This is a genomic window from Pseudomonas sp. F-14 TE3623 (genome assembly GCF_053629015.1).
Map to the genome: position 1 here is coordinate 2,893,990 of NZ_JBRJHM010000001.1, position 24,644 is coordinate 2,918,633.

The window sequence follows — 24,644 nt, forward strand, 5'->3', positions numbered from 1 at the left end:
GCTCTTCGCGAGCAAGCCCGCTCCCACATTGTTCCGTGTTATCAGCTTTTGATCAGGCGCACCGCCAGCACATCGCAAGGCGCGCCGTGCAGTACGTCATTGGCAGTGGAGCCGAGCAACAGGGCCAGACCGTGTCGGCCATGACTACCCACCACGATCAGGTCGCACGTTTGTTCCTTGGCGAGGTGGTGAATCTCCTGGCGCGGCTGGCCGTAGGTCAAGTGACTGTATTCCTTGGAGAGTTCCGGGTATTTCACGATCAGCCGATCAAGACGCTCTTTGGCCTGATCGAACTGTTGCTGTTGCAACTGGGAGAGGTCCATCGGCACGTCGCCGCCAAAGGCCATGGCCATCGGTTCGACGATATGCACCAGGGACAGCTTCGCGCCATTGCTCACCGAGAGTTCGCGAGCTCGGTGGATTACAGGATCGCACTCTTCGGTTAGATCTACAGCGACCAGAATATGGTGGTAGGGCATGAGGTGCTCCTCCTGAGGATTGCAATATTGGTAAGTATGGCTGGTTTCAAGCGCATTGGTTTCAAAGTGACTCAATGGGCTCATCAAGAATCGGGAGTACACATATGACGGTCTGGATAGTGGCGTCAATCCTGCTGGTGGTCTTGAGCCCGCTGGCCTGGTTGCGACCCTCTCGTGCCCAGAGCGGGCGCATAGCCCTGCGCATGGAGGCGCGGCGCATTGGCCTTGCCATGCAGCTGGCGCCCCAGGAATGGCCACATTGGCTGAGCCAGGAGCCGCCTAGCCCTTGCGCCCAGTACCATCGGCCGCGCCGTGGCACGCGACCGGCGTGCTGGAGTTACTGGCAGAAGGCGCCGGGCGTGTGGGTCAATCAGTGGCAGGAGGTCTGTGAGGATGGAATGCTGCTGAATCATTTCGAAAAATTGCCTGCCAACGTCTACAAGGTCGAGGCAGACAAGCAAATGATTGCCCTGTATTGGGGCGAGAAGGGCGAGCCCGAGGTTCTGCAACAGATCGATGCCACACTCAAAGCACTCGCCTGAAACCCGATCTGTAGCAGGTGGAGCCTGCTACAGAAGGCATTAAAAAGCCCGACATCATCATCGGGCTGAGGTTGGCCAGGCAGGCCGGTAATTCTTTGTGCGCTGATCTTACGCTGGGCATTCGTCAAAGCGTTCAAATTTTTTCTTCAGGGTCCCGCCAGCGTAGCTTGTTAAACACAGGCTGCCGCTAATTAGGGCGACTTTTCTAACTATTGATTCTATGAATGGCCTCACATGCATGAGCGTGTTGCAGGGCTTCGTGGTACGGAAGTGACCGGAAAGTCGCGTTTCAACCAGCATTTTGGGCGATTGACAATTGCCGGAAATTCCGTGAAGGTGACATACCCAAATCAAACGGGCGTATGAATTGAGCGTTTGTATTACAGAATGCTCCTACAGAATCCCGACTATCGCGTTGGCGGGTGTGCCGGGTGAATTGGCGTAGCATCGACGATAAACGTCCTTGCCGAGCCAGTCGCCTGCGTCCGACGTGTACTGTTCAGCTTCCATATCGTGGAGATCAGTTGATGATTTACGAAGGTAAAGCCATCACGGTTAAGGCTCTTGAAAGTGGCATCGTCGAATTGAAATTCGACCTCAAGGGTGAGTCCGTCAACAAGTTCAACCGTCTTACCCTGAACGAACTGCGTCAGGCTGTAGACACCATCAAGGCAGATGCTTCGATCAAGGGTGTGATCGTCAGCAGTGGCAAGGACGTGTTCATCGTCGGCGCCGACATCACCGAATTCGTCGACAACTTCAAGCTGCCGGATGCAGAGCTTGTTGCTGGTAACCTCGAAGCCAACAAGATTTTCAGCGATTTCGAAGACCTCAACGTCCCGACTGTCGCCGCGATCAATGGCATCGCACTGGGTGGCGGTCTGGAAATGTGCCTGGCGGCAGATTTCCGCGTCATGGCCAATACCGCCAAAATCGGTCTGCCGGAAGTCAAGCTGGGCATCTACCCGGGCTTCGGCGGTACTGTGCGTCTGCCGCGCATCATCGGTGCCGACAACGCCATCGAGTGGATTGCCGCCGGTAAGGAAAACCGCGCTGAAGACGCGCTGAAAGTCGGTGCCGTCGACGCCGTGGTCGCACCAGAGAAATTGCAGGAAGCGGCTCTGAACCTGGTCAAGGGCGCCATCTCCGGTGAGTTTGACTACAAGGCCAAGCGTCAGCCGAAGCTCGAAAAGCTCAAGCTCAACGCCATCGAACAAATGATGTCGTTCGAAACCGCCAAAGGTTTCGTGGCCGGTCAAGCGGGCCCGAACTACCCGGCACCGGTTGAAGCAATCAAGACTATCCAGAAAGCTGCGAACTTCGGTCGCGACAAGGCGCTGGAAGTCGAAGCCACCGGTTTCGTCAAACTGGCCAAGACCTCTGCCGCGCAGAGCTTGATCGGTCTGTTCCTGAACGATCAGGAACTGAAGAAAAAGGCCAAGGCCTACGACGAAATCGCCAAAGACGTGAAGCAGGCCGCCGTATTGGGCGCTGGCATCATGGGTGGTGGTATTGCTTATCAGTCGGCCTCCAAAGGTACGCCGATCCTGATGAAAGACATCAACGAGCACGGCATCGAGCAAGGTCTGGCCGAAGCCGCCAAGCTGCTGGTGGGCCGCGTTGATAAAGGTCGCATGACCCCGGCGAAAATGGCCGAAGTGCTCAACGGCATTCGTCCGACCCTGTCCTACGGCGATTTCGGTCACGTCGACCTGGTCGTCGAAGCCGTTGTCGAGAACCCGAAGGTCAAGCAAGCCGTTCTGGCCGAAGTTGAAGACAAGGTCAAAGAGGACACCATCCTCGCGTCCAACACTTCGACCATTTCCATCACCTTGCTGGCCAAAGCCCTCAAGCGTCCGGAAAACTTCGTCGGCATGCACTTTTTCAACCCGGTGCACATGATGCCGCTGGTTGAAGTGATCCGTGGCGAGAAGTCCAGCGAAGTGGCCGTTGCCACCACCGTTGCCTACGCCAAGAAAATGGGCAAGAACCCGATCGTCGTCAACGACTGCCCGGGCTTCCTGGTCAACCGGGTGCTATTCCCGTACTTCGGCGGTTTCGCCAAACTGGTCAGCGCCGGCGTGGACTTCGTCCGCATCGACAAGGTCATGGAAAAGTTTGGCTGGCCAATGGGCCCCGCATACCTGATGGATGTGGTCGGCATCGACACCGGTCACCACGGTCGCGATGTAATGGCTGAAGGCTTCCCGGATCGCATGAAGGACGATCGCCGTTCAGCCGTCGACGTGCTCTACGAAGCCAAGCGCCTGGGCCAGAAGAATGGCAAAGGCTTCTACGCCTACGAGACCGACAAGCGCGGCAAGCAGAAGAAAGTCGCCGATCCTTCGGTACTGGAAGTGCTCAAGCCAATCGTGTTCGAACAGCGCGAAGTCACTGACGAAGACATCATCAACTGGATGATGATCCCGTTGTGCCTGGAAACCGTGCGTTGCCTGGAAGACGGCATCGTCGAAACCGCCGCCGAAGCCGACATGGGTCTGGTCTACGGTATTGGTTTCCCTCCATTCCGTGGCGGTGCGCTGCGCTACATCGACTCGATCGGTGTTGCAGAGTTCGTTGCCCTGGCTGACCAGTACGCTGATTTGGGCGCGCTGTACCACCCGACCGCGAAGCTGCGTGAAATGGCCAAAAACGGTCAGAGCTTCTTCGGTTAAGCGCCCACACTAGAGCGAGAGTGAAAGTATATGAGCTTGAATCCTAGAGACGTCGTGATTGTCGACTTCGGTCGTACGCCGATGGGCCGCTCCAAGGGCGGCATGCACCGCAACACCCGCGCCGAAGACATGTCGGCGCACCTGATCAGCAAATTGCTGGAACGCAACGTCAAGGTCGACCCGAGCGAAGTTGAAGACGTGATCTGGGGCTGTGTGAACCAGACCCTGGAGCAGGGCTGGAACATCGCCCGCATGGCATCCCTGATGACGCAGATCCCGCACACCGCGGCCGGCCAGACCGTCAGTCGTCTGTGTGGCTCGTCGATGAGTGCTCTGCACACCGCTGCGCAAGCGATCATGACCGGTAACGGTGACGTGTTCGTGGTTGGCGGCGTCGAGCATATGGGTCACGTGAGCATGATGCACGGTGTCGATCCGAACCCGCACATGTCCCTGTACGCGGCGAAAGCCTCGGGCATGATGGGCCTGACCGCGGAAATGCTCGGCAAAATGCACGGCATTACTCGCGAACAACAGGACGCTTTTGGCGTGCGCTCCCACCAGCTCGCCCACAAGGCGACTCTGGAAGGCAAGTTCAAAGACGAAATCATCCCGATGCAGGGCTACGACGAGAACGGTTTCCTGAAACTGTTCGACTACGACGAAACCATTCGTCCGGAAACCACCCTGGAAAGCCTGGCGGCCCTGAAGCCAGCGTTTAACCCGAAGGGCGGCACCGTGACAGCCGGTACTTCGTCGCAGATCACCGACGGTGCTTCGTGCATGATCGTGATGTCGGCGCAGCGTGCCCAGGATCTGGGCATCCAGCCGATGGCGGTGATTCGTTCGATGGCAGTGGCAGGTGTGGATCCGGCGATCATGGGCTATGGTCCAGTACCGGCAACACAAAAAGCATTGAAGCGCGCGGGCCTTGGCATCAACGATATTGACTTCTTCGAGCTCAACGAAGCTTTCGCCGCACAGGCGCTGCCAGTGCTGAAAGATTTGAAAGTGCTCGACAAGATGAACGAGAAGGTTAACCTGCACGGCGGCGCGATCGCCCTGGGTCACCCGTTCGGTTGTTCCGGTGCCCGTATCTCCGGCACTTTGCTGAACGTGATGAAGCAGAATGGCGGCACCTTCGGGGTGGCTACCATGTGCATTGGTCTCGGCCAAGGCATCTCCACCGTCTTCGAACGCGTTTAAGCGTTTCGTTGATGGAAGCCGGGGCCAAGTGCCCCGGTTTTTGTTTTTCCGGATTTATTTTGTTTTTATTTTGAAAAAATTTCAGTGAGGGCCAAAGCATGCCGATACAACCTGGGCTCTACGAACATTACAAAGGTCCGCAGTACCGCGTATTCGCTGTTGCGCGGCATTCGGAAACCGAAGAGGAAGTAGTCTTTTACCAAGCCCTGTATGGCGATTACGGCTTTTGGGTGCGCCCCTTGAGCATGTTCCTGGAGTCGGTCGAGGTTGACGGTGAACAGGTGCCACGCTTTGCTTTGGTGCAAGCCGAACCGAGCGTTTTTCCGCAGTCATAAGGGGAGTGCGCGCAGAACCCTGCGCTTGACCTCACCTTGTAGCCACTATATATAGCGGTGCCGCGTCAGGCGCCAACCGCCTTTCACTTCTAGAATTCAGGAATTTTCTGATCCATGGGCAAATCGCTGGTCATTGTGGAATCCCCGGCTAAGGCCAAGACCATCAACAAGTATCTGGGTAACCAATACGTGGTGAAGTCGAGTATCGGCCATATCCGAGACCTGCCCACCAGCGGTTCGGCTAGCGCCAGTAAAGAGCCTGCCGCCAAGCGCGGCAAGGCCGCCGCAGGTGAAGGTCCGGTGCTCACGCCGAAAGAGAAAGCGCGCAAGCAGCTGGTCTCGCGCATGGGTGTCGATCCCGATCATGGCTGGAAAGCCAAGTACGAGATCCTCCCGGGCAAGGAAAAAGTCATCGAAGAGCTGCGCCGGCTCGCCAAAGATGCTGACACCATCTATCTCGCAACCGACTTGGATCGCGAGGGGGAAGCCATTGCCTGGCACCTGCGCGAAGCCATCGGTGGTGACGACAGCCGCTACAAGCGCGTGGTGTTCAACGAAATCACCAAGAAAGCGATCCAGGAAGCCTTCTCCAAACCGGGCGAGCTGGACATCGATCGAGTAAACGCCCAGCAGGCGCGTCGCTTCCTCGACCGCGTGGTGGGTTACATGGTTTCGCCGCTGCTGTGGGCCAAGGTCGCCCGTGGCCTGTCCGCCGGTCGCGTGCAATCGGTTGCCGTGAAGCTGGTGGTCGAGCGTGAGCGTGAAATTCGCGCGTTCAACCCGGAAGAGTACTGGGAAGTTCATGCCGACCTCGGCACCGCCAAGGGCGCGACCGTGCGTTTCGACGTAGCCCGCGAGAAAGGCGAAGCCTTCAAGCCGCTGAACGAAGCCCAGGCCATGGCCGCGCTGGAAAAGCTCAAGGCTTCCAGCTACAGCATCGTCAAGCGCGAAGACAAACCGACCAGCAGCAAGCCGTCGGCACCGTTCATCACCTCCACCCTGCAACAGGCCGCGAGTAACCGCCTGGGCTTCGGTGTGAAGAAAACCATGATGATGGCCCAGCGTTTGTACGAAGCCGGCTACATCACGTATATGCGTACTGACTCCACCAACCTCTCGGTCGATGCCGTGGCGATGGCGCGTACCTATATTGAAGGTGAGTTCGGCAAGAAGTACCTGCCGGAAAACCCGAACGTCTACAGCAGCAAGGAAGGCGCACAAGAGGCTCACGAAGCGATTCGTCCGTCCGACGCTAATACCGAGCCAAGCAAGCTGTCGGGCATGGAGCGTGATGCCGAGCGGCTTTACGAGCTGATCTGGCGCCAGTTCCTGGCCTGCCAGATGCTGCCGGCGCAATACCTGTCGACCACAGTCACCGTCGGTGCCGGCGACTTCGAGCTGCGTGCCAAGGGCCGCATCCTGAAGTTCGACGGTTACACCCGCGTCATGCCGCAAATTGCCAAGCCTGGCGATGACGACGTGCTGCCGGACATGGCCCAGGGCGACGCGATGAAGCTGATCAAGCTTGATCCGACCCAGCACTTTACCAAGCCGCCGGCGCGTTACTCGGAAGCCAGCCTGGTTAAAGAAATGGAAAAACGCGGCATCGGTCGTCCTTCGACCTACGCGGCGATCATTTCGACCATCCAGGACCGCGGCTACGTGGCGCTGCACAACCGTCGTTTCTACTCGGAAAAGATGGGCGACATCGTCACCGAGCGTCTGGCCGAGAGCTTCTCCAATCTCATGGACTACGGCTTCACCGCCGGCATGGAAGAGAACCTCGATGACGTCGCTCAGGGCGAACGCGACTGGAAAAACGTGCTCGACGAGTTCTACGGCGACTTCAAGAAGAAACTCGAAGTGGCTGAAAGCGCCGAAGGCGGCATGCGCGCCAACCAGCCGGTAATGACTGACATTCCGTGCGTGTTGTGCGGTCGTCCAATGCAGATTCGTACGGCCTCGACGGGCGTGTTCCTCGGTTGCTCGGGCTATAGCCTGCCGCCGAAAGAGCGCTGCAAAGCCACCGTCAACCTGGTGCCGGGCGATGAAATCGCCGCGGACGACGAAGGTGAGTCCGAGTCGCTGGTCCTGCGTGGCAAGCATCGCTGCCCGATCTGCAGCACGGCGATGGACGCTTACCTGCTCGACGAGAAGCGCAAGCTGCACATCTGCGGTAACAACCCGGATTGCTCTGGTTACGAAATCGAAGAGGGCACCTACCGCATCAAGGGTTATGAAGGCCCGAGCCTGGAATGCGACAAGTGCGGCAGCGAGATGCAGCTCAAGACCGGCCGTTTCGGCAAGTTCTTCGGTTGCACCAACGTCACCTGCAAGAACACCCGCAAGCTGCTGAAAAGCGGTGACGCGGCGCCGCCGAAGATGGATCCGGTGAAGATGCCTGAGCTCAAATGCGAAAAGGTCAACGACACCTACATCCTGCGCGACGGTGCTTCCGGCTTGTTCCTGGCGGCCAGCCAGTTCCCGAAAAATCGCGAGACTCGTGCTCCGTTGGTCATGGAGATCGTGCCGCACAAGGATGAGATCGACCCGAAGTATCACTTCCTCTGCGAAGCGCCGAAGAAAGATCCGGACGGTCTCCCAGCAGTGATCCGTTACAGCCGCAAGACCAAAGAGCAGTACGTGCAGACAGAGGTCGACGGTAAGCCGACTGGCTGGAAAGCGTATTACGACGGCGGCAAGTGGACGGTTGAAGACAAGCGTCCATCAGCCAAGGCTTAAAAGGCTGTACACAAAAGGCCGCATGACAACTCTCGGGTTTTCATGCGGCCTTTTGTTTTGGGCTTGCGGGAAGCTCAGGTGATCCACGACACTGTCTGACCTGCGTGAAGCAATTATTTCGTTGTGGAGGCTGCCGTCATGGCCCACGAACTCTATACCCGTACCAACCAGAAGATTTATTTCGCCGGCCTGTCGCTGGAAGCGCTGGCCAAAGCCGAAGAGGGGCGGGCGATGAACTCCCTGGCGCTGATTCAGGCCGGACGCGAATCGGCGTTGTTTCACCTGTACGGTGCGCTGTTGGGGCTGTGCCATGAAATCGCTGGTTTCTATCGTTTGCCTCAGGCCAATGCACCGCGGGCAGAGATGCTGCTTACCCGCGAAGTGCTCGAAACCATCGCTATTCCGGAAATGGCCGAGATGGTTGAACTGGCGCAAAACCCTGAAACCTGGCTAGCCAAGCTGCTGTCGGCACATACAGCACTGTTTCAGCCGCCTCGCGCTCCGCACAAGCCCAAGGGCGATGTGACGCAACCGCTTATTCTGGCCGTTAATCTGGATGAAGAAGAGGCGCCGGAAGAGCTGAGTCGGGAAGAGCTGGAGAGCTGGCGTCAGAACCTTAAAAGCCTGGCGATTCGGTTTCGCGAAGGGTTGAACGAGTGCTGAAAGATTGAGTGTTTAGGGATGGGTCCGCTCAAGGAAGAGTGATGTCAGAAATTTCTCTTCATGATGGCATTTGGTCAAGATCCCGAGCGAAGCTTGGCTGATGCCTATATAATCCCCGCCTTTCGTGGAGAACAGACCTTTATGCCAACGTCCTTTCTAGAAATTGTCGAGTTACCAGACGGCCGAATCGAGCTGCGCAGGGCCGAGGACGAGGGTTCTCTGGTTACTTTGGATTTCTCCGAGGATGCCAAGGTTTTCCTGCAAGGCCAGCATGTGGAAGTCGCCAAGGCGATGTTGAGCGTCGGTGTTCAGATGGCAGGACGCCTGGTTGAAGGCGAATTTGATAAGGAAGAGGGGCCGCGGGTTCTTCATTGATCCCGCCCGTCGGATTCTTCGGATACCTCTACAGATTGGCTTCTCTATCCCTGGAGAAGCCCCGCGCTGTTCAGCGCGCACAGTGTTTGTCAGTTAACCCAGTCGAATATTCAGACTTTGCGCATCCCCGATACGGGCGGCGCTGATCAGCTGTTGCCGCGACGTTGTGCTCAGCGGGTTAAGCCAGCTGACGACCGTATGGCTGCGGCCAAGTCGCAAGGCTTCGCAGGTCAACTGCTGAGCGCTCTGCGTGCCGCGCGGTTGCAGGAGCAGAATGCGCTCACGATTCAGACCGGCGTCGCGTAACCAGGCTTGTGTCAGGCTGGCGGGCGGGGCGATCAGTGTCAGCCAGCGTGCATCCTGATCCTGACTCAGTTCCCTGAGAATCGGTGCCAGAAGGTTCAGGCAGCTCCCGGCAGCGCCGCGCAGTGATAGCTCGCTGAAGACTTCAGGCTCGGCGCTCCAGGGCGATTCGACCACATCTTTCAGGATCGGCGCCAATGGCTGTGCCATGAACGCCTCAAACAACGGCAGTTGGGCTTGCTGTGAGGTATGTGGGAACTGCATAAAGCCTCCTTTAGCGGCGAATCACGCCGACACTCAAGCCTTCGATAACCAGTTCCTGATCTTTCAGGTTGACTTCGATAGGGGCGAATTCAGGGTTTTCGGCAATCAACCAAACCTTGCTGCCGTCGCGCTTGAAGCGCTTGACGGTCACTTCGTCGCCGATCCGCGCCACCACGATCTGGCCGTTGCGGGCTTCACGGGTGGTGTGGACGGCCAGCAGGTCGCCGTCGAAAATGCCGACATCCTTCATGCTCATGCCATGGACCCGCAGCAGATAGTCGGCGCGAGGATGGAAGAAGGAAGGGTTGATGTTGCAGGATTCTTCGATGTGCTGCTGAGCGAGGATCGGCGCACCGGCGGCCACCCGGCCAATGATCGGCAAGCTGGACTCGTCGGCCTTGGCTTCGAAGCCAGGAATGCGGATGCCGCGGGAAGCGCCCGGAGTCATCTCGATCGCCCCCTTGCGGGCCAGCGCCTTGAGGTGTTCTTCCGCCGCGTTGGGCGACTTGAAACCCAGTTCCTGAGCGATTTCCGCGCGGGTCGGCGGGTAGCCGTTGTCTTCGAGGCAACGTTTGATGAAGGCCAGAATCTCTGCTTGGCGTGGCGTCAGCTTTAGCATATTGATCGCTCTGTCTTTTTATACAGTGACTGTGATTATATACAGTGAACGGGTCTTGGCAATGCCCCTTTTTTTGTCGACCGCTGGACGGTCATTTTGCTCGCTGATGGAAGCGGCACTGTTGTATGGTTAAATACCTGACCGACCATTCCCAAAACGAACCGCCAGACTTGACAAGGCCAGGGCTGAAACGTATGTTTCAAACAAGTGTTTGTCAGGCGGAGTAGCCATGGCCCAGTCGGAAACCGTTGAACGCATTCTCGATGCTGCCGAGCAGTTGTTCGCGGAAAAAGGTTTTGCTGAAACCTCATTGCGTCTGATCACCAGCAAGGCCGGTGTCAATCTGGCGGCGGTGAATTATCACTTCGGGTCGAAGAAGGCGCTGATTCAGGCGGTCTTCTCGCGTTTTCTCGGGCCATTCTGCCTCAGTCTCGATAAAGAGCTGGAGCGCCGTCAGGCCAAGCCCGAGAACAAGCCTACCCTTGAAGAGCTGCTGGAGATCCTCGTCGAGCAAGCTCTGGTCGTGCAGCCACGCAGCGGCAATGACCTGTCCATTTTCATGCGTTTGCTGGGGCTGGCGTTCAGTCAGAGCCAGGGGCACTTGCGTCGTTATCTGGAAGATATGTACGGCAAGGTGTTCCGCCGCTACATGATGCTGGTCAACGAGGCCGCTCCGCGCATTCCCCCGATCGAACTGTTCTGGCGTGTGCACTTCATGCTGGGTGCCGCGGCGTTCAGCATGTCGGGGATCAAGGCCTTGCGTGCGATTGCCGAGACCGATTTCGGCGTCAACACCTCCATCGAGCAAGTAATGCGTCTGATGGTGCCGTTCCTGGCCGCGGGCATGCGGGCCGAAAGCGGCGTCACCGACACTGCCATGGCCACCGCGCAGTTGCGTCCGCGCAGCAAATCGGCCCCGGTCGCCGCCAAGGTTTAACCGCACACGGGTGGGCGCGGCAGCTGACATCCGCTAAGCTAGCCGCCCATGCCGACTCTCGTTCTGAACCCGCTCCTCATTGATATCGCCGACCTGCCGGGCCCAGCCCATGGCGGCGAATTCGCGCGAGCCGGGTTTATCGTAATCAAGGAATCTCTATGACTGCTGGCCTGCAAGGCTCGTTGATGGTGGACGTCGCCGGTACCTGGCTGACGGCCGAAGATCGCCAATTGTTGCGCCAGCCCGAAGTGGGCGGCCTGATCATTTTTGCCCGCAACATCGAACATCCGCGTCAAGTGCGCGAATTGAGCGCTTCGATCCGCGCCATTCGTCCCGATCTGCTGCTGGCGGTGGATCAAGAGGGCGGTCGGGTTCAGCGGTTGCGTCAGGGCTTCGTGCGGCTGCCAGCCATGCGTGCCATCGCCGATAACCCGAATGCCGAAGACCTGGCCGAGCAGTGTGGCTGGATCATGGCGACCGAAGTGCTCGCGGTCGGTCTCGACCTGAGCTTCGCCCCCGTGCTGGACCTGGATTACCAGCGCAGCGCAGTGGTCGGCACCCGTTCGTTCGAAGGCGATCCTGAGCGCGCCGCCTTGCTCGCCGGTGCATTCATCCGCGGCATGAACAGTGCCGGAATGGCTGCCACCGGCAAGCATTTCCCGGGTCATGGCTGGGCCGAGGCCGATTCCCACGTCGCGATTCCCAACGACGAGCGCAGCCTCGATGAAATCCGCGCCAACGACCTGGTGCCGTTTGCGCGATTGAGCAAGCAACTGGCCGCTGTCATGCCGGCTCACGTGATTTATCCACAGGTCGATTCCCAGCCTGCAGGTTTCTCCCGTCGCTGGTTGCAGGACATCCTGCGCGGTGAGCTGCAGTTCGATGGCGTGATCTTCAGCGACGACCTGTCGATGGCCGGTGCCCACGTGGTTGGCGATGCCGCCAGTCGTATCGAAGCGGCATTGACTGCCGGTTGCGACATGGGCCTGGTGTGCAACGATCGCGCCGCTGCCGAGCTGGCTTTGAGCGCCGCCCAGCGGTTGAAGGTCAAACCTTCGGCGCGTATTGCGCGGATGCGCGGGCAGGCGTACGCCAGCACCGAATACCGTCAAGATCCACGCTGGCTGGCGGCCATCGGCGCGCTCAGAGAAGCTCAATTGATCGATTAAGGACTCTTCGTGATGACGGTTTACGCGATTATCGGTGGCACCGGCCTGACACAACTCGAAGGTCTGAACATTCGTCAGTCATTGGCGGTGGACACGCCTTACGGCACGCCTTCGGCCGAAGTGCAAATCGGTGAGTATGCAGGCAAGGAAGTGCTGTTTCTCGCGCGTCATGGGCACCCACACCGTTTCCCGCCGCATCAGGTGAACTACCGCGCCAACCTGTGGGCCTTGAAGCAGGCCGGTGCCGAAGCGATTCTTGCGGTCAACGCCGTGGGCGGGATTCACACTGCGATGGGCACCGGGCATTTCTGCGTGCCGCATCAATTGATCGACTACACCAGCGGCCGCGAACACACCTATTTCGCCGATGACCTGGAACAGGTCACACACATCGACTTCAGCTATCCCTACAGCGAACCCCTGCGTCAGCAATTGATCGCGGCGTTGGCGGCTGAAGGCGTTGGCTACAGCAGCCATGGCGTGTACGCCTGCACCCAGGGCCCACGTCTGGAAACCGTCGCTGAAATTGCGCGGCTGGAACGTGATGGTTGTGACATCGTCGGCATGACCGGCATGCCTGAAGCGGCATTGGCGCGTGAGCTGGAACTGGACTACGCCTGTCTGGCGCTGGTGGTGAACCCGGCGGCGGGCAAGTCGGCAGCGGTGATTACCATGGCCGAGATCGAACAGGCATTGCGTGACGGGATGGGCAAGGTGAAGTCGACGTTGGCGCGGGTGCTTAAGGGTTAATCAGTCGTTATACCGAGTCGACCCCATCGCGAGCAGGCTCGCTCCCAGATTAATTTTGTGTTGTCTCCATTATGGTGGGCAAACACAGATCCAAATGTGGGAGCGAGCCTGCTCGCGATGGCGATTCAATAATCGCCGCTACCTATCAATTTTTTCCGGCAACGGCGCAAACAACGCCTCGATATCATCGCTCTGCAATTTCCAGTCCCCGGTCTTGCGCCCATCCAGCACGCCTGCGGCAAGATCGGATTTTTCCTTCTGCAGATGCTGAATCTTCTCTTCCACCGTGCCCCTGGCAATCATCTTGTAGACGAACACCGGCTTCTCCTGACCAATGCGATACGCGCGATCAGTCGCCTGGTTTTCCGTCGCCGGGTTCCACCAAGGGTCATAGTGAATCACCGTATCCGCTTCGGTCAGGTTCAGTCCTACGCCACCAGCCTTCAGGCTGATCAGAAAGATCTGACGCTTGCCGCTCTGGAACTCCTTCACTGGCGTGCGTCGGTCGCGGGTTTGTCCGGTCAGGATCGCATACGCCACGCCACGTTTTTTCAGCTCGTCTTCGATCAACGACAGCATTGAGGTGAACTGCGAAAACAGCAGAATTCGCCGACCTTCCTCAAACAACTCTTCCAGCATTTCCATCAGGCTATCGAGCTTGCCGGAAGTGCTGCCCCGCGCGGGTAGGGCGGCATCGTTGACCAAGCGCAAATCACAGCACACCTGACGCAGCTTCAGCAGGGCCTCAAGAATGATGATCTGGCTGCGCGCCACGCCCTTGCGGGTGATTTCGTCGCGGACTTTCTTGTCCATGGCCAAGCGCATGGTTTCGTATACGTCGCGCTGGGCTTCGTTGAGTTCGACCCAATGGATGATCTCGGTTTTCGGCGGCAGTTCGGTGGCTACCTGTTCCTTGGTTCTGCGCAGCAGGAACGGTTTGATCCGACCGTTGAGGTGTTGAAGTCTTACTTCGCTGGCGCGCTTTTCAATCGGTACGCGGTAATCACGGTTGAAGCTTTTTACGTCACCGAGCCAGCCGGGCAGCAGGAAGTGGAACAGCGACCACAACTCGCCCAGATGGTTTTCCAGCGGCGTGCCGCTCAGACACAGGCGCTGGCGAGCATTCAGCTCACGGGCTGCGTGGGCGGCCTTGCTGGTGGGGTTCTTGATGTACTGCGCTTCATCCAGCACCAGTACATGAAACGGTTGCGCGGCCAGGCGTTCGACGTCCTTGGGCAGCAGCGCATAGGTGGTCAGAATCAGGTCGTAATCGGCCAGAGTCTCAAAGTGCTTTTTGCGACTGGCACCGTACAGAGCCAGCACTTTTAGCTGCGGCGTGAAATGCGCGGCTTCGTCGAGCCAGTTGGGGATCAGGCTGGTGGGCATGACCACCATGCACGGCCGATCGAGGCGCCCGGCATTCTTCTCGCTGAGAATATGCGCCAGGGTCTGTAGGGTTTTGCCCAGGCCCATGTCATCCGCGAGAATCCCGCCGACTTCCAGTTGCCGCAACGACTGCATCCAGCTCAGGCCCTCCAGCTGATACGGGCGCAAGGTGGCATTCAGCCCTTCGGGTGCCACCGCGGTGTGGTCTTTGATGTCGCGCAGGCGCTGGGCAAAGGTGCGGATCTGCTCGCCACCTTCCCAGAGCAACGGCAGGCCTTCCAGCGGATTCAATCGCGTGGCGTCGGCCTTGCTCAGGCGCAGCGTGGTTTCGCCGGGCTCTTGCAGATAAAACTCGCCGAGGGTGGCCAGCACCGGTTTCAAACGGCCGAAGGGCAGGGCGACCTGCAACGGGCCTTGATCGGTGCTGCGGCGCTGCGGGATATTCACCAGAATCAGTTCGTCGTCGCGACGTCGGGCGAGCCGTTCCGGGTTGAGGATCTCGGTGTGAGAGCGCATCAGGTTCAACAGGATCGGCAGCAGGCTCAGCCGTTCGCCGTTGACGATGATCCCCAATTCCAGGTCGAACCAGTCGCGCTCGGGTGCTTGCTCGACAGTGGCGTACCAGTCATCAACGGCGGTCAGGTCGAAGCCGAAGTCCTCGTCGATCTGCAACTCCCACCCCTGGGTGCGCAGCTTCGGCAGTTCGTTGAGGGTGAAGGTCAGCCAGGCGCTGTCGTTGACCATCTCGTAGAGTTCGCCGGCACTTTCCGGCAAAGCCTTGCTTTGTCGGGTGGCGATCTTGAAACCGAGGATTCGCAGCTGTTCCCTGTAGGCCTGTTCGACTTCCGGGTGACGCTTTATCCGCAGCGTCTGCGTCTCTTGGCGAATCAGGATGTCAGTGTTTTTCTGTCCACTGACGTATTCATCCAGATAGCTGAAGGACAGCGCCGCGCGATGCTGGATGTACCGCTGCATTTTACCGTTGCGCGGTTCAAAGGCGCTGAACTCGATGCTCGCCAGCCACAGGCGCGGCACCGGTTGCACATTGTCCACCAACACTTGCGGCGGCGCTTTCGGGCTACGGTTCTCCAGTACGGCCTGAAGTTTTTCCAGCAGTTCAGCGTCTTTGGCAGCCGCCGGGTAAGCGAGGGTTTCCTGCACTTGCAGCAACACCGCCGCGCAATGTTTGCAGTTGCTATGAACCGGACAGGTACACGTGGCGTCGATCATCAGCAAGGTGCCTTTGGCCGACTCACGCAGGCGAATGGTCTGACGGTAAACGTTACCGCCAGAGCCTTCGCAACTGGCGGTGATGGTGGCATCGCCGACTTCGACGATCCTGACGCGGTTCTCCAGGGCGTAGCGGCGGCCACGCTCCAGGCTCTGTTCCTTGAATCGGCTGACCCAGGATGTTGCCAGGGGTTTGCTCAGGGTCGGGGGCATAAAGAATCAATCAGTCCGGAATTACATCGGGGACTGGCCGAGGCGCAGGGGCGGTCAGCGAGGTGATCTTTATCAGCAGGCCCAGGTGGCCGTTGTCGAGGAAGTTCAGTTGACCGTTCTTGGTGTGGCTTTCCTGCTTCAGGCGTTCGCTGGCGGTGACCAAGCCGTTGGCATCAATCTTATTGACCCAGAAGTCTGCATCGACGTCGGTGAAGCGCCCCAGTTTCAGGCTCAGCGTGCCCTCGATCGGGAACTGGCCGAACTGCTCGGTGCCTTCGCTGATCGCGACTTTGCTGGCTTCTTCGCCGAGCTTTTGTTGCCAGGCCTTGTGCATCAACACTGTGTATTCATTGCTGGCGGTGAGCTTTTCCACTTCGGGATTAAGGCTCGGCGTGCGAAAACTGTCGGGGCTGACGCGTTGAGCGCCGGCATCCCAGTCTTCCGGCGCGGCGCGGCTGACGATCGCGGGCACAGTGTTTTGCCGCACTAGAATCATTTCAACCTGATACAGATCGTCCGCAAACGCCGTGGGGGCGAGCAGCGTCGTGATTAACATCGTCAACAAGGTCAGTGAGCGAAACAGGCGCATGCGGCGTCCTTAAGCAGTGGTCGGAATGAGGCGCTCGAACAGCGCCTCTACAGTATTAAAACGCTCTTGCGGGCTTTCCATCGGCACCTGGAATTTGAACATCGTGGCGCCTTCGAATTTGTAGCGTTTGGGCTGGCTCTGGATCAGTTTGATCAGTGTCAGCGGGTCGACCGGTGTCTGCGCCGCGAACTCGATACGACCCCCTTGCGGGCCACCGTCGACTTTCTTGATGCCCAGTTGTTCGGCCTGCAATTTCAGCGCCGTGATCCGCACCAGGTTCTTGGTCGGCTCCGGTAGCAAACCGAAACGGTCGATCATCTCCACTTGCAGGTCCTTGAGGCCTTCCTCATCAGTGGCCGAGGCAATGCGTTTGTAGAGAATCAATCGAGCATGCACATCTGGCAGATAGTCCTCGGGAATCAACGCCGGTACACGCAGATTGACTTCGGGACCGCCACCCAGCGGCTGGTCGAGGTTTGGCTGTTCGCCCTTACGGATCGACTTCACCGCGCGCTCGAGCATTTCCATGTACAGCGTGAAACCGACGGCCTGGATCTGCCCGCTCTGACCGTCGCCCAGCAGTTCGCCGGCACCACGGATTTCCAGGTCGTTGGTGGCGAGTACGAAGCCCGCGCCGAGGTCCTGGGTATTGGCGATCGCTTCGAGGCGCTTTTCCGCGTCGGGAGTGATTTGCTGGCGCGGCGGTGTCAGCAGGTAAGCATACGCCTGGTGGTGGCTGCGACCGACGCGGCCACGCAATTGGTGCAACTGCGCCAGGCCGAACTTGTCGGCACGCTCGATGATGATGGTGTTGGCGCTCGGCACGTCGATACCGGTCTCGATGATGGTCGAGGCGATCAGCACGTTGAAGCGCTTGTGGTAGAAGTCGCTCATCACTTGTTCGAGATCGCGTTCACGCATCTGCCCGTGGCCGATGCCGATCCGTGCTTCCGGCACCAGTTCGGCGAGGTCGGCGGCGCATTTCTCGATGCTCTTCACATCATTGTGCAGGTAGTAGACTTGACCGCCACGCAGCAGTTCACGGAGCAGGGCTTCTTTGACCGTGCTCTTGTTCTGCTCCATGACGAACGTGCGCACCGACAGGCGACGGGCCGGTGGCGTGGCGATGATCGACAGGTCGCGCATGCCCGATACCGCCATGTTCAGTGTGCGCGGAATCGGCGTAGCGGTCAGCGTCAGGATGTCGACTTCACTGCGCAGTGCTTTGAGCTGTTCTTTCTGACGGACACCGAAACGGTGCTCTTCGTCGATGATCACCAGCCCGAGGTTTTTGATTTTGACGTCGTCTTGCAGCAGCTTGTGCGTGCCGATGACGATGTCGATCTTGCCTTCGGCCAGGTCCGCGACCGCAGCGTTCACTTCTTTGGTCGACTTGAAGCGGCTCATCACTTCCACGCTCACCGGCCAGTCGGCGAAGCGGTCGCGGAAGCTGTTGTAGTGTTGCTGGGCGAGCAGGGTGGTCGGCACCAGAATCGCCACCTGACGACCGCCATGCACCGCAATGAACGCCGCGCGCATCGCCACTTCGGTCTTGCCGAAACCGACGTCGCCGCAGACCAGGCGGTCCATCGGTTTCGGCGCGAGCATGTCGGCGCGCACCGCTTCGATGGTGGTCTGCTGGTCCGGGGTTTCTTCGAACGGGAAACCGGCGCTGAAGGTCGCGTAATCGGCTTTCGGGTCGGCGAAGGCATAACCCTCGCGAGCGGCGCGGCGGGCATAGATGTCAAGCAACTCGGCGGCCACGTCGCGCACCTGTTCGGCGGCTTTGCGCTTGGCTTTCTGCCAGGTCTCGGAGCCGAGGCGGTGCAGCGGCGCCAAGGCATCGTCGCTGCCGGTGTAACGAGCGATCAAGTGCAGGTTGGCTACCGGAACGTACAGCTTGGCGTTCTCGGCATACTCAAGGGTCAGGAACTCGGCGGCTTGATTGTCGATTTCCAGAATCGTCAGCCCCAGATAGCGGCCGACACCATGATCGATGTGCACCACCGGCGCGTTTTCGCGCAGCTCGGTGAGGTTTTTGATCACTGCATCGTTGTTGGCGTCAGCGCGTTTCTCGCGACGACGGCGCTGCATTACGCGCTGACCGAATAACGGGCTTTCAGCGACCAGGGCCAGCGCAGGATCGTCCAGCAAGAGACCTTCGTCGAGCGGCGCGATGGTGATTGCCAAGCGCTCCTTGCTCGCAACAAAGTCTGGCCAGCTTTCGACGGTTTTCGGTCGCAGCTTGAGGCGCTCCAGCAATTCCAGCAGCACTTCACGACGGCCCGCGGACTCGGCGGTAAACAGCACGCGGCCAGGGAACTCGTCGAGGAAACCGGCCAGCGCCGCCAACGGCTGAGTGGCCTTGGCTTCGATGGCCAGGTTCGGCAGCGGCTGAGCCGGGAAGCGCTCGCGACCGACACCGGTTTCCACATCCTGTTGACTGGCAACCACACGGGGCCAGCTCTTCAGGCGGGCAAAGCAGTCCTCCACAGGCAAGAACAGCTCGGCCGGTGGTAATAAAGGACGGGATGGATCGACGCGACGCTCTTCGTAACGATTGCGCACATCGTTCCAGAAATTCTCTGCCGCCTGTTCGATACCCGGCAAAGAGAACACTTGCGTGTCCTGGGGCAGGTAGTCGAACAGCGTGGAGGTTTCGTCGAAGAACAGTGGCAAGTAGTACTCGATACCCGCCGGTGTAATCCCGCTGCTCAAATCCTGAAAGATCGGGCAGCGACGGAAATCGACGTCGAAGCGCTCGCGAAAGCGTGCCTTGAAGCGAGTGACGGCGTCCTTTTGCAGCGGGAATTCCCGCGCCGGCAGCAGGCGAACGGTGTCCACCTTGTCGATGGAACGCTGGTTTTCCGGATCGAAGGTACGCAGGGTTTCGATTTCGTCGTCGAACAGGTCGATGCGGAAGGGCAGCTTGCTGCCCATCGGGAACAGATCGATCAACGAGCCGCGTACGGTGAATTCGCCGTGCTCATAGACTGTATCGACGTAACGATAGCCGCTGGCCTCAAGCCGGCTGCGCATTTGCTCGACATCAAGCTTCTGGCCGACATCCAGCACCAGGCTGCTGCCCAGCAGGAATTTGGTCGGCGCCAGGCGGTGCAGGGCCGTGGTGATCGGCACGACCAGCACGCCATGCTCCAGCTCCGGCAACCGATACAGGCTGGAGATGCGCTGAGATATGATGTCCTGGTGTGGCGAGAACAGGTCGTAGGGCAGGGTTTCCCAGTCGGGGAAATGCAGAACAGGCAAATCCGGGGCGAAGAAACTCAGCTCCTGTTCCAGCCGTTCGGCACTCTGGCTGTCGGCGGTCAGTAGCAGGGTAAAGCGCTTGGCAGCGCTGGCGGCCTCGGCGATGGCCAGGCTCAGGGCGGCACCGGGCAGGTTGCCCCAGTGCTGTTTACCTGCCGCGGCAGGGAGAAGCGGTAGACGCAGAACGGGCACGGAAGGTTGAGCTCCAAGCGTTGCGACAAAGTCGACAATTGTAACGGCCTCAGGTGCCGGCTGTCAGTTGCAGACTGTGTCTATATGCACAGGTTGGGTGAAATGTAGTGGTAATGACAAAAACTGGCGGTTTGATACTGAAAATGTAGTGCCAAAACCGCTCAGTGTTACGGAGGGTTACGGACACGGCATGGCTATCGTCGAAAAATTGACTATGCTGAAAGCCCCGGTTTTACTGGGCTGGAGCGGGGCGTAATTTTTTTGAACAGGATTTTGTTACCGCCTGTGCGACAGGCGCGCATTGCTACGGAAGGCACTCGGCGGCATAATGTAGCCCCTTTTTTCTGCCCCTACATGTGGAAGGTTACCGTGACTCAGAAGCCCGACCAGTGTCTTGGTGAATGGATCGACCGTGAAGCACTCGCAGAAGCGATGATTCCGCTTATCGGTCAGCTCTACCGCAATAACAACGTGGTGAGCTCGATCTATGGCCGCAGTCTGATCAACCAGTCTGTCATCGCGATTCTCAAAGCTCATCGCTTTGCTCGCCATCGCCAGTCCGATGACAGCGAATTGTCCGTCCACGAAACATTCCCGCTGCTCAAGGCAATGAGCGAGCTCAAGCTCGGCGCTGCTTCGGTAGATCTGGGCAAGCTGGCTGTCAAATTCAAAGCCGAAGGTAATGGCCGTACCGCCGAAGCGTTCGTCCGTGACGAACTGGCCGATGTGGTCGGCAAGCAGAATGGTTCCGGCCGTACCGGCACCGACGTTGTCCTGTATGGCTTCGGTCGTATCGGTCGTCTGCTGGCGCGCATCCTGATCGAAAAAACCGGTGGTGGCGACGGCCTGCGTCTGCGCGCCATCGTTGTCCGCAAGGGCGCCGAGAACGATCTGGTCAAACGTGCCAGCCTGCTGCGTCGCGACTCGGTGCACGGTTCGTTCAATGGCACCATCACCATTGATGAAGCCAACAACACCATCACCGCCAACGGCAACCTGATCCAGGTTATCTACGCGAAGAACCCGACTGAAGTGGACTACACCCAGTACGGCATCAAAAACGCGCTGCTGGTGGACAACACCGGTGTATGGCGTGACGCCGACGGCCTGGGCCAGCATCTGGCATGCCCGGGTATCGACCGCGTTGTTCTGACCGCGCCTGGCAAAGGCAAGCTGAAGAACATCGTTCACGGCATCAACCACGGTGAAATCACAGCTGAGGACAAGATCGTGTCCGCCGCTTCCTGCACCACCAACGCCATCGTGCCGGTGCTGAAAGCTGTGAATGACAAGTTCGGCATCATCAACGGTCACGTCGAAACTGTTCACTCGTACACCAACGACCAGAACCTGATCGACAACTTCCACAAGGGTGATCGCCGTGGTCGTAGCGCCGCGCTGAACATGGTCATCACCGAGACTGGTGCTGCCACCGCTGCTGCCAAGGCGCTGCCTGAGCTGGCCGGCAAGCTGACCGGTAACGCGATCCGTGTTCCGACGCCGAACGTGTCGATGGCCATTCTCAACCTCAACCTTGAGAAAGCCGCCACCCGTGAAGAGATGAACGAGTATCTGCGCTACATGGCGCTGCACTCCGATCTGCACAAGCAAATCGACTACGTCAATTCGCAGGAAGTGGTTTCCACCGACTTCGTTGGCTCGCGCCACGCAGGCGTTGTGGACGCTGAAGCGACCATCGTTCAGGACAACCGCGTTGTTCTGTACGTCTGGTACGACAACGAGTTCGGTTACAGCTGCCAGGTAGTTCGCGTGATGGAAGACATGGCCGGTGTAAACCCGCCAGCGTTCCCGCGCTAAGCGCTTTTGGTTGTAAATGAAAACGCCCCGACCTAGGTCGGGGCGTTTTTGTTGTGCGGTTTGGTCAGTTGCAGGTGTGTTGTCGGTGTTGGTCTCTTCGCGAGCAAGCCCGCTCCCACATTTGATCGAGTTGTCCCGGCGGACGCGGTCAAATGTGGGAGCGGGCTTGCTCGCGAAGGCGATGGATCAGGCGCCGCCGACTACTGCCGCTTGCGCAGTCCGCAACTCGTGACGATTGCCCCGGAACAGCACCAGCGTCGCAATCAATCCCAGCACCGCCGCGCCACTGAGCCAGATCCCCGGCGCCGCCTTGTTGTCCAGCACATGGATCAGATACGTACAAGCCGCCGGTGTGAAACCACCAAAGGTCGCGGTCGCGAGGCTGTAGGCAAGGGAGAAACCGGTCGTGCGAACTTCCACCGGCATGATCTCGGTCAGGGCCACCACCATGGCGCCGTTGTACGAGCCATACAGGAACGACAGCCACAACTCGACGATCAGCAGATGGCTGAAGCTCGGGTTCGCGACCAGCCATGACAGCGCTGGATAAGCCGTGAGGATCGCCAGAATCGTCGCCGCCAACAGCAGGGGTTTGCGCCCGATTCTGTCAGACACAGAACCCATCACCGGCAGCCAGAAGAAGTTCGACAGGCCGATGCACACGGTCACCAGCAACGTATCCAGATCCGACAGATGCAGTTCGGCCTTGCCGAAGGTCGGGGTGTAGGCGGTGATCAGGTAGAACGACACAGTGGTCATCACCACCAGCGCCATGCCGGCGAGGACGATGCCGAAGTTCTGACCAATCGAGCGGACAATGTCTTGCAGGGTAGGGCGGTGCTTGCGCGCCTGGAATTCCGGGGTTTCTTCCAGCGAGCGGCGGATCACGAAGATCACCGGCACGATCATGCAGCCGATCAGGAACGGCACGCGCCAGCCCCATTCACCCATTTCTTCCGGGCTGAGCCAATGGTTCAAGCCCACGCCGAGCAGGCCGGCGAATACCACCGCAGCTTGCTGACTGGCAGACTGCCAACTGACGAAGAAGCCTTTGCGGCCTGGTGTGGAGATCTCGGCGAGGTACACCGACACGCCGCCCAGTTCCACGCCCGCCGAGAAGCCTTGCAACAGGCGACCGAGCAATACGATCAGCGGCGCCGCGACGCCCAGCGTCGCGTAACCCGGCACGCAGGCAATCAATAGTGTGCCGGCGGCCATCATTGCCAGTGTGATGATCAGGCCTTTGCGGCGGCCGTGACGGTCGATGTAAGCCCCGAGGAAAATCGCCCCCAACGGACGCATCAGGAAGCCGGCCCCGAAAGTGGCCAAAGACAGCATCAGGGAAGCGAAAGCGCTGTCGGCAGGGAAGAAGGTTTTAGCAATGGCCGTGGCGTAAAAGCCGTAAACCATGAAGTCGAACATCTCCAGGAAGTTTCCGCTGACGACGCGAAAAATTGCTTTGCCGTTGCTCGTATTGGAAGACATTTGTAGGTACTCACGCTGGTAAATCTTGTTTGAAAACGCTGCGCCTGTGGGGTGATCGGGTTTACGATTGCTTCGCAATCGGACGGGGGCAAGCCCCCTCGCCACACAGGCTCGCTCCCACAGGTTTTGCGTCTGGCTGACGGGCGCTGGCAGACCTCGCTCTCATGCGCTCTGAGGCCCATAATGGCGGGCGCGGTTTTGAAGGGAGATGAAGATTTGTTAACTGGACGGTGGAGTGGACTTGTGGTGCTGGCCGGCATCTTGTCCGGTTGTGGCAACGGCGACAGCCTGGAACGCTTCGACGGCCCGACCATGGGCAGTCGTTATTCCATTCAATACGTAAGACATTCCTCCACGCCCGGGCCGAAAGCGGTGCAGGCTGAAGTGGAAAATATCCTCGCCGAAGTGGATCGACAATTCTCGACCTATCGCAGCGACTCGGACACCGTACGTTTCAACGCACTGCCGGCCGGTCGCTGTCAGGTCATGCCTGGCCCTGTGCTCGAATTGATCCGTGTGGGCGAGCAGTTGTCATCCCAAAGCGACGGCTCCTTCGACTTGACAGTGGAGCCCCTGCTCAATCTGTGGGGATTCGGTCCGCAGGCGCGTGAGGAAAAAGTCCCGAGCGCCGAAGCGCTTGCCGAGATGCAGCAACGCGTCGGCCACAGCCACTTGCGCATCGACGGTGATCAGCTGTGCAAGGACGCTGCGGTTGAGATCGACTTCAACAGCATCGCTGCCGGTTACGCGGTCGACACGATTGCCGCAAAGCTTGAAGAGCAGGGCATCCACAACTACCTGGCGGAGGTCACCGGTGAACTCAAGGCTGCCGGTAAAAAGCTCGACGGTTCACCTTGGCGCATCGCGTTAGAAGAGCCTCGGGACGATCAGCAAGTCGCGCAAAAAATCATCGCTGTCGACGGCTACGCTGTGTCCACGTCCGGCGACTACCGCAATTATTTTCAGCAGAACGGCCAGCGCTATTCCCACACCTTCGATGCCCGCACCGGCGCTCCGGTCCTACACACCCTGGCGTCAGTCACAGTGATTCATCCTTCAGCGTTAATGGCCGATGGCCTATCGACGCTGTTGCTGATTCTCGGTCCTGAACGGGGTTGGGACTATGCCGAAACCCATGACATTGGTGCATTCTTTGTGATTCGTGCCGATACAGGTTTCGTCACACGCACCAATCAGGCTTTTGAGCGCCTGGCGGGTGAGAAAACCAAGTGATTGCGGTCTCAAAAGCATTTTTGATGGCGTTGTAGTGCAGGCAAAACTAGCCTACGACGCGACCAAGGGTTAATGTGCCCGGCGTTGACGCTTCTATAGACTGTGTCCGGGTTCTGCACTGGCCCCAAATTGTTCCTTCACGCCGCAGATCGGCGTGATTTAGCCGCAGGTG

The 24,644-nt window shown here is 58.9% G+C and carries 19 protein-coding genes; 12 read left to right on the forward strand and 7 right to left on the reverse strand.

Annotation, left to right across the window (positions count from 1 at the left end):
- Positions 1–41 precede the first annotated feature (41 nt).
- Positions 42–479 carry a universal stress protein gene (locus AB7M29_RS13285; protein ID WP_010456367.1) on the reverse strand — a complete coding sequence of 146 codons (438 nt, stop codon included), beginning with the start codon at positions 477–479 and terminating at the stop codon, positions 42–44.
- A gap of 104 nt (positions 480–583) precedes the next feature.
- On the opposite strand from AB7M29_RS13285, the gene AB7M29_RS13290 reads away from it, so the two are divergent.
- The 7 genes from AB7M29_RS13290 (at position 584) to AB7M29_RS13320 (ending at position 9,017) form a co-directional block, all read left to right on the forward strand.
- Entirely contained in the window at positions 584–1,021 is a 438-nt protein-coding gene (locus tag AB7M29_RS13290; protein WP_454247004.1) for a hypothetical protein, read from the forward strand.
- A gap of 527 nt (positions 1,022–1,548) precedes the next feature.
- Positions 1,549–3,696 carry a fatty acid oxidation complex subunit alpha FadB gene (gene fadB, locus AB7M29_RS13295; protein ID WP_123720875.1) on the forward strand — a complete coding sequence of 716 codons (2,148 nt, stop codon included), beginning with the start codon at positions 1,549–1,551 and terminating at the stop codon, positions 3,694–3,696.
- 30 nt (positions 3,697–3,726) lie between these two features.
- Complete coding sequence (fadA, locus tag AB7M29_RS13300) at positions 3,727–4,902, forward strand: acetyl-CoA C-acyltransferase FadA (RefSeq protein WP_008007076.1); 1,176 nt, start codon at positions 3,727–3,729, stop codon at positions 4,900–4,902.
- 98 nt (positions 4,903–5,000) lie between these two features.
- Complete coding sequence (locus AB7M29_RS13305; protein WP_008007078.1) at positions 5,001–5,237, forward strand: DUF1653 domain-containing protein; 237 nt, start codon at positions 5,001–5,003, stop codon at positions 5,235–5,237.
- 114 nt (positions 5,238–5,351) lie between these two features.
- Positions 5,352–7,979: a type I DNA topoisomerase gene (topA, locus tag AB7M29_RS13310; protein ID WP_217858272.1), complete on the forward strand. Its 2,628-nt coding sequence runs from the start codon at positions 5,352–5,354 to the stop codon at positions 7,977–7,979.
- Between the two features lie 138 nt (positions 7,980–8,117).
- On the forward strand, positions 8,118–8,642 hold the full coding sequence (locus tag AB7M29_RS13315; RefSeq protein ID WP_454247005.1) for a DUF6586 family protein: 525 nt from the start codon (positions 8,118–8,120) through the stop codon (positions 8,640–8,642).
- A 141-nt stretch (positions 8,643–8,783) separates the two neighbouring features.
- Positions 8,784–9,017 carry a hypothetical protein gene (locus tag AB7M29_RS13320; protein WP_007907774.1) on the forward strand — a complete coding sequence of 78 codons (234 nt, stop codon included), beginning with the start codon at positions 8,784–8,786 and terminating at the stop codon, positions 9,015–9,017.
- Between the two features lie 93 nt (positions 9,018–9,110).
- Here AB7M29_RS13320 and sulA read toward each other — a convergent pair whose 3' ends face one another.
- Together sulA and lexA are read right to left on the reverse strand one after the other, a co-directional pair.
- Positions 9,111–9,584, reverse strand: a complete 474-nt coding sequence (gene sulA / locus AB7M29_RS13325; protein WP_454247006.1) for an SOS-induced cell division inhibitor SulA — start codon at positions 9,582–9,584, stop codon at positions 9,111–9,113.
- Positions 9,585–9,594: 10 nt separating this feature from the next.
- Positions 9,595–10,203: a transcriptional repressor LexA gene (gene lexA, locus AB7M29_RS13330; protein ID WP_007907770.1), complete on the reverse strand. Its 609-nt coding sequence runs from the start codon at positions 10,201–10,203 to the stop codon at positions 9,595–9,597.
- A 229-nt stretch (positions 10,204–10,432) separates the two neighbouring features.
- On the opposite strand from lexA, the gene AB7M29_RS13335 reads away from it, so the two are divergent.
- The 3 genes from AB7M29_RS13335 (at position 10,433) to AB7M29_RS13345 (ending at position 13,059) form a co-directional block, all read left to right on the forward strand.
- Positions 10,433–11,140, forward strand: a complete 708-nt coding sequence (locus tag AB7M29_RS13335) for a TetR/AcrR family transcriptional regulator (protein WP_217858274.1) — start codon at positions 10,433–10,435, stop codon at positions 11,138–11,140.
- Positions 11,141–11,310: 170 nt separating this feature from the next.
- Entirely contained in the window at positions 11,311–12,309 is a 999-nt protein-coding gene (nagZ, locus tag AB7M29_RS13340; RefSeq protein ID WP_177319494.1) for a beta-N-acetylhexosaminidase, read from the forward strand.
- Positions 12,310–12,321: 12 nt separating this feature from the next.
- Positions 12,322–13,059 carry an S-methyl-5'-thioinosine phosphorylase gene (locus AB7M29_RS13345; RefSeq protein WP_217858275.1) on the forward strand — a complete coding sequence of 246 codons (738 nt, stop codon included), beginning with the start codon at positions 12,322–12,324 and terminating at the stop codon, positions 13,057–13,059.
- 138 nt (positions 13,060–13,197) lie between these two features.
- On the opposite strand, the gene AB7M29_RS13350 is transcribed toward AB7M29_RS13345, so the two are convergent.
- Genes AB7M29_RS13350 through mfd form a run of 3 tightly spaced genes read right to left on the reverse strand, consistent with a single transcriptional unit; the run spans position 13,198 to position 19,936 of the window.
- A complete protein-coding gene (locus AB7M29_RS13350; RefSeq protein WP_217858276.1) occupies positions 13,198–15,888 on the reverse strand; it encodes a DEAD/DEAH box helicase in 2,691 nt (896 codons plus the stop codon).
- A gap of 10 nt (positions 15,889–15,898) precedes the next feature.
- Positions 15,899–16,477 carry a CsiV family protein gene (locus tag AB7M29_RS13355; RefSeq protein ID WP_123720881.1) on the reverse strand — a complete coding sequence of 193 codons (579 nt, stop codon included), beginning with the start codon at positions 16,475–16,477 and terminating at the stop codon, positions 15,899–15,901.
- A 9-nt stretch (positions 16,478–16,486) separates the two neighbouring features.
- Positions 16,487–19,936, reverse strand: coding sequence for a transcription-repair coupling factor (gene mfd, locus AB7M29_RS13360; protein WP_217858277.1), 3,450 nt, complete (start codon positions 19,934–19,936; stop codon positions 16,487–16,489).
- Positions 19,937–20,290: 354 nt separating this feature from the next.
- On the opposite strand from mfd, the gene AB7M29_RS13365 reads away from it, so the two are divergent.
- Positions 20,291–21,754 carry a glyceraldehyde-3-phosphate dehydrogenase gene (locus AB7M29_RS13365; RefSeq protein WP_052965467.1) on the forward strand — a complete coding sequence of 488 codons (1,464 nt, stop codon included), beginning with the start codon at positions 20,291–20,293 and terminating at the stop codon, positions 21,752–21,754.
- A 186-nt stretch (positions 21,755–21,940) separates the two neighbouring features.
- Here the strand turns inward: AB7M29_RS13365 and tcuC are convergent, their stop codons facing one another.
- On the reverse strand, positions 21,941–23,239 hold the full coding sequence (tcuC, locus tag AB7M29_RS13370) for an MFS transporter (RefSeq protein WP_217858278.1): 1,299 nt from the start codon (positions 23,237–23,239) through the stop codon (positions 21,941–21,943).
- A 183-nt stretch (positions 23,240–23,422) separates the two neighbouring features.
- Between tcuC and AB7M29_RS13375 the strand changes: the two genes are divergently transcribed.
- Positions 23,423–24,472 (forward strand): FAD:protein FMN transferase, encoded by a 1,050-nt coding sequence (locus AB7M29_RS13375; protein WP_454247007.1) that lies wholly within the window; start codon positions 23,423–23,425, stop codon positions 24,470–24,472.
- Positions 24,473–24,644: the final 172 nt, after the last annotated feature.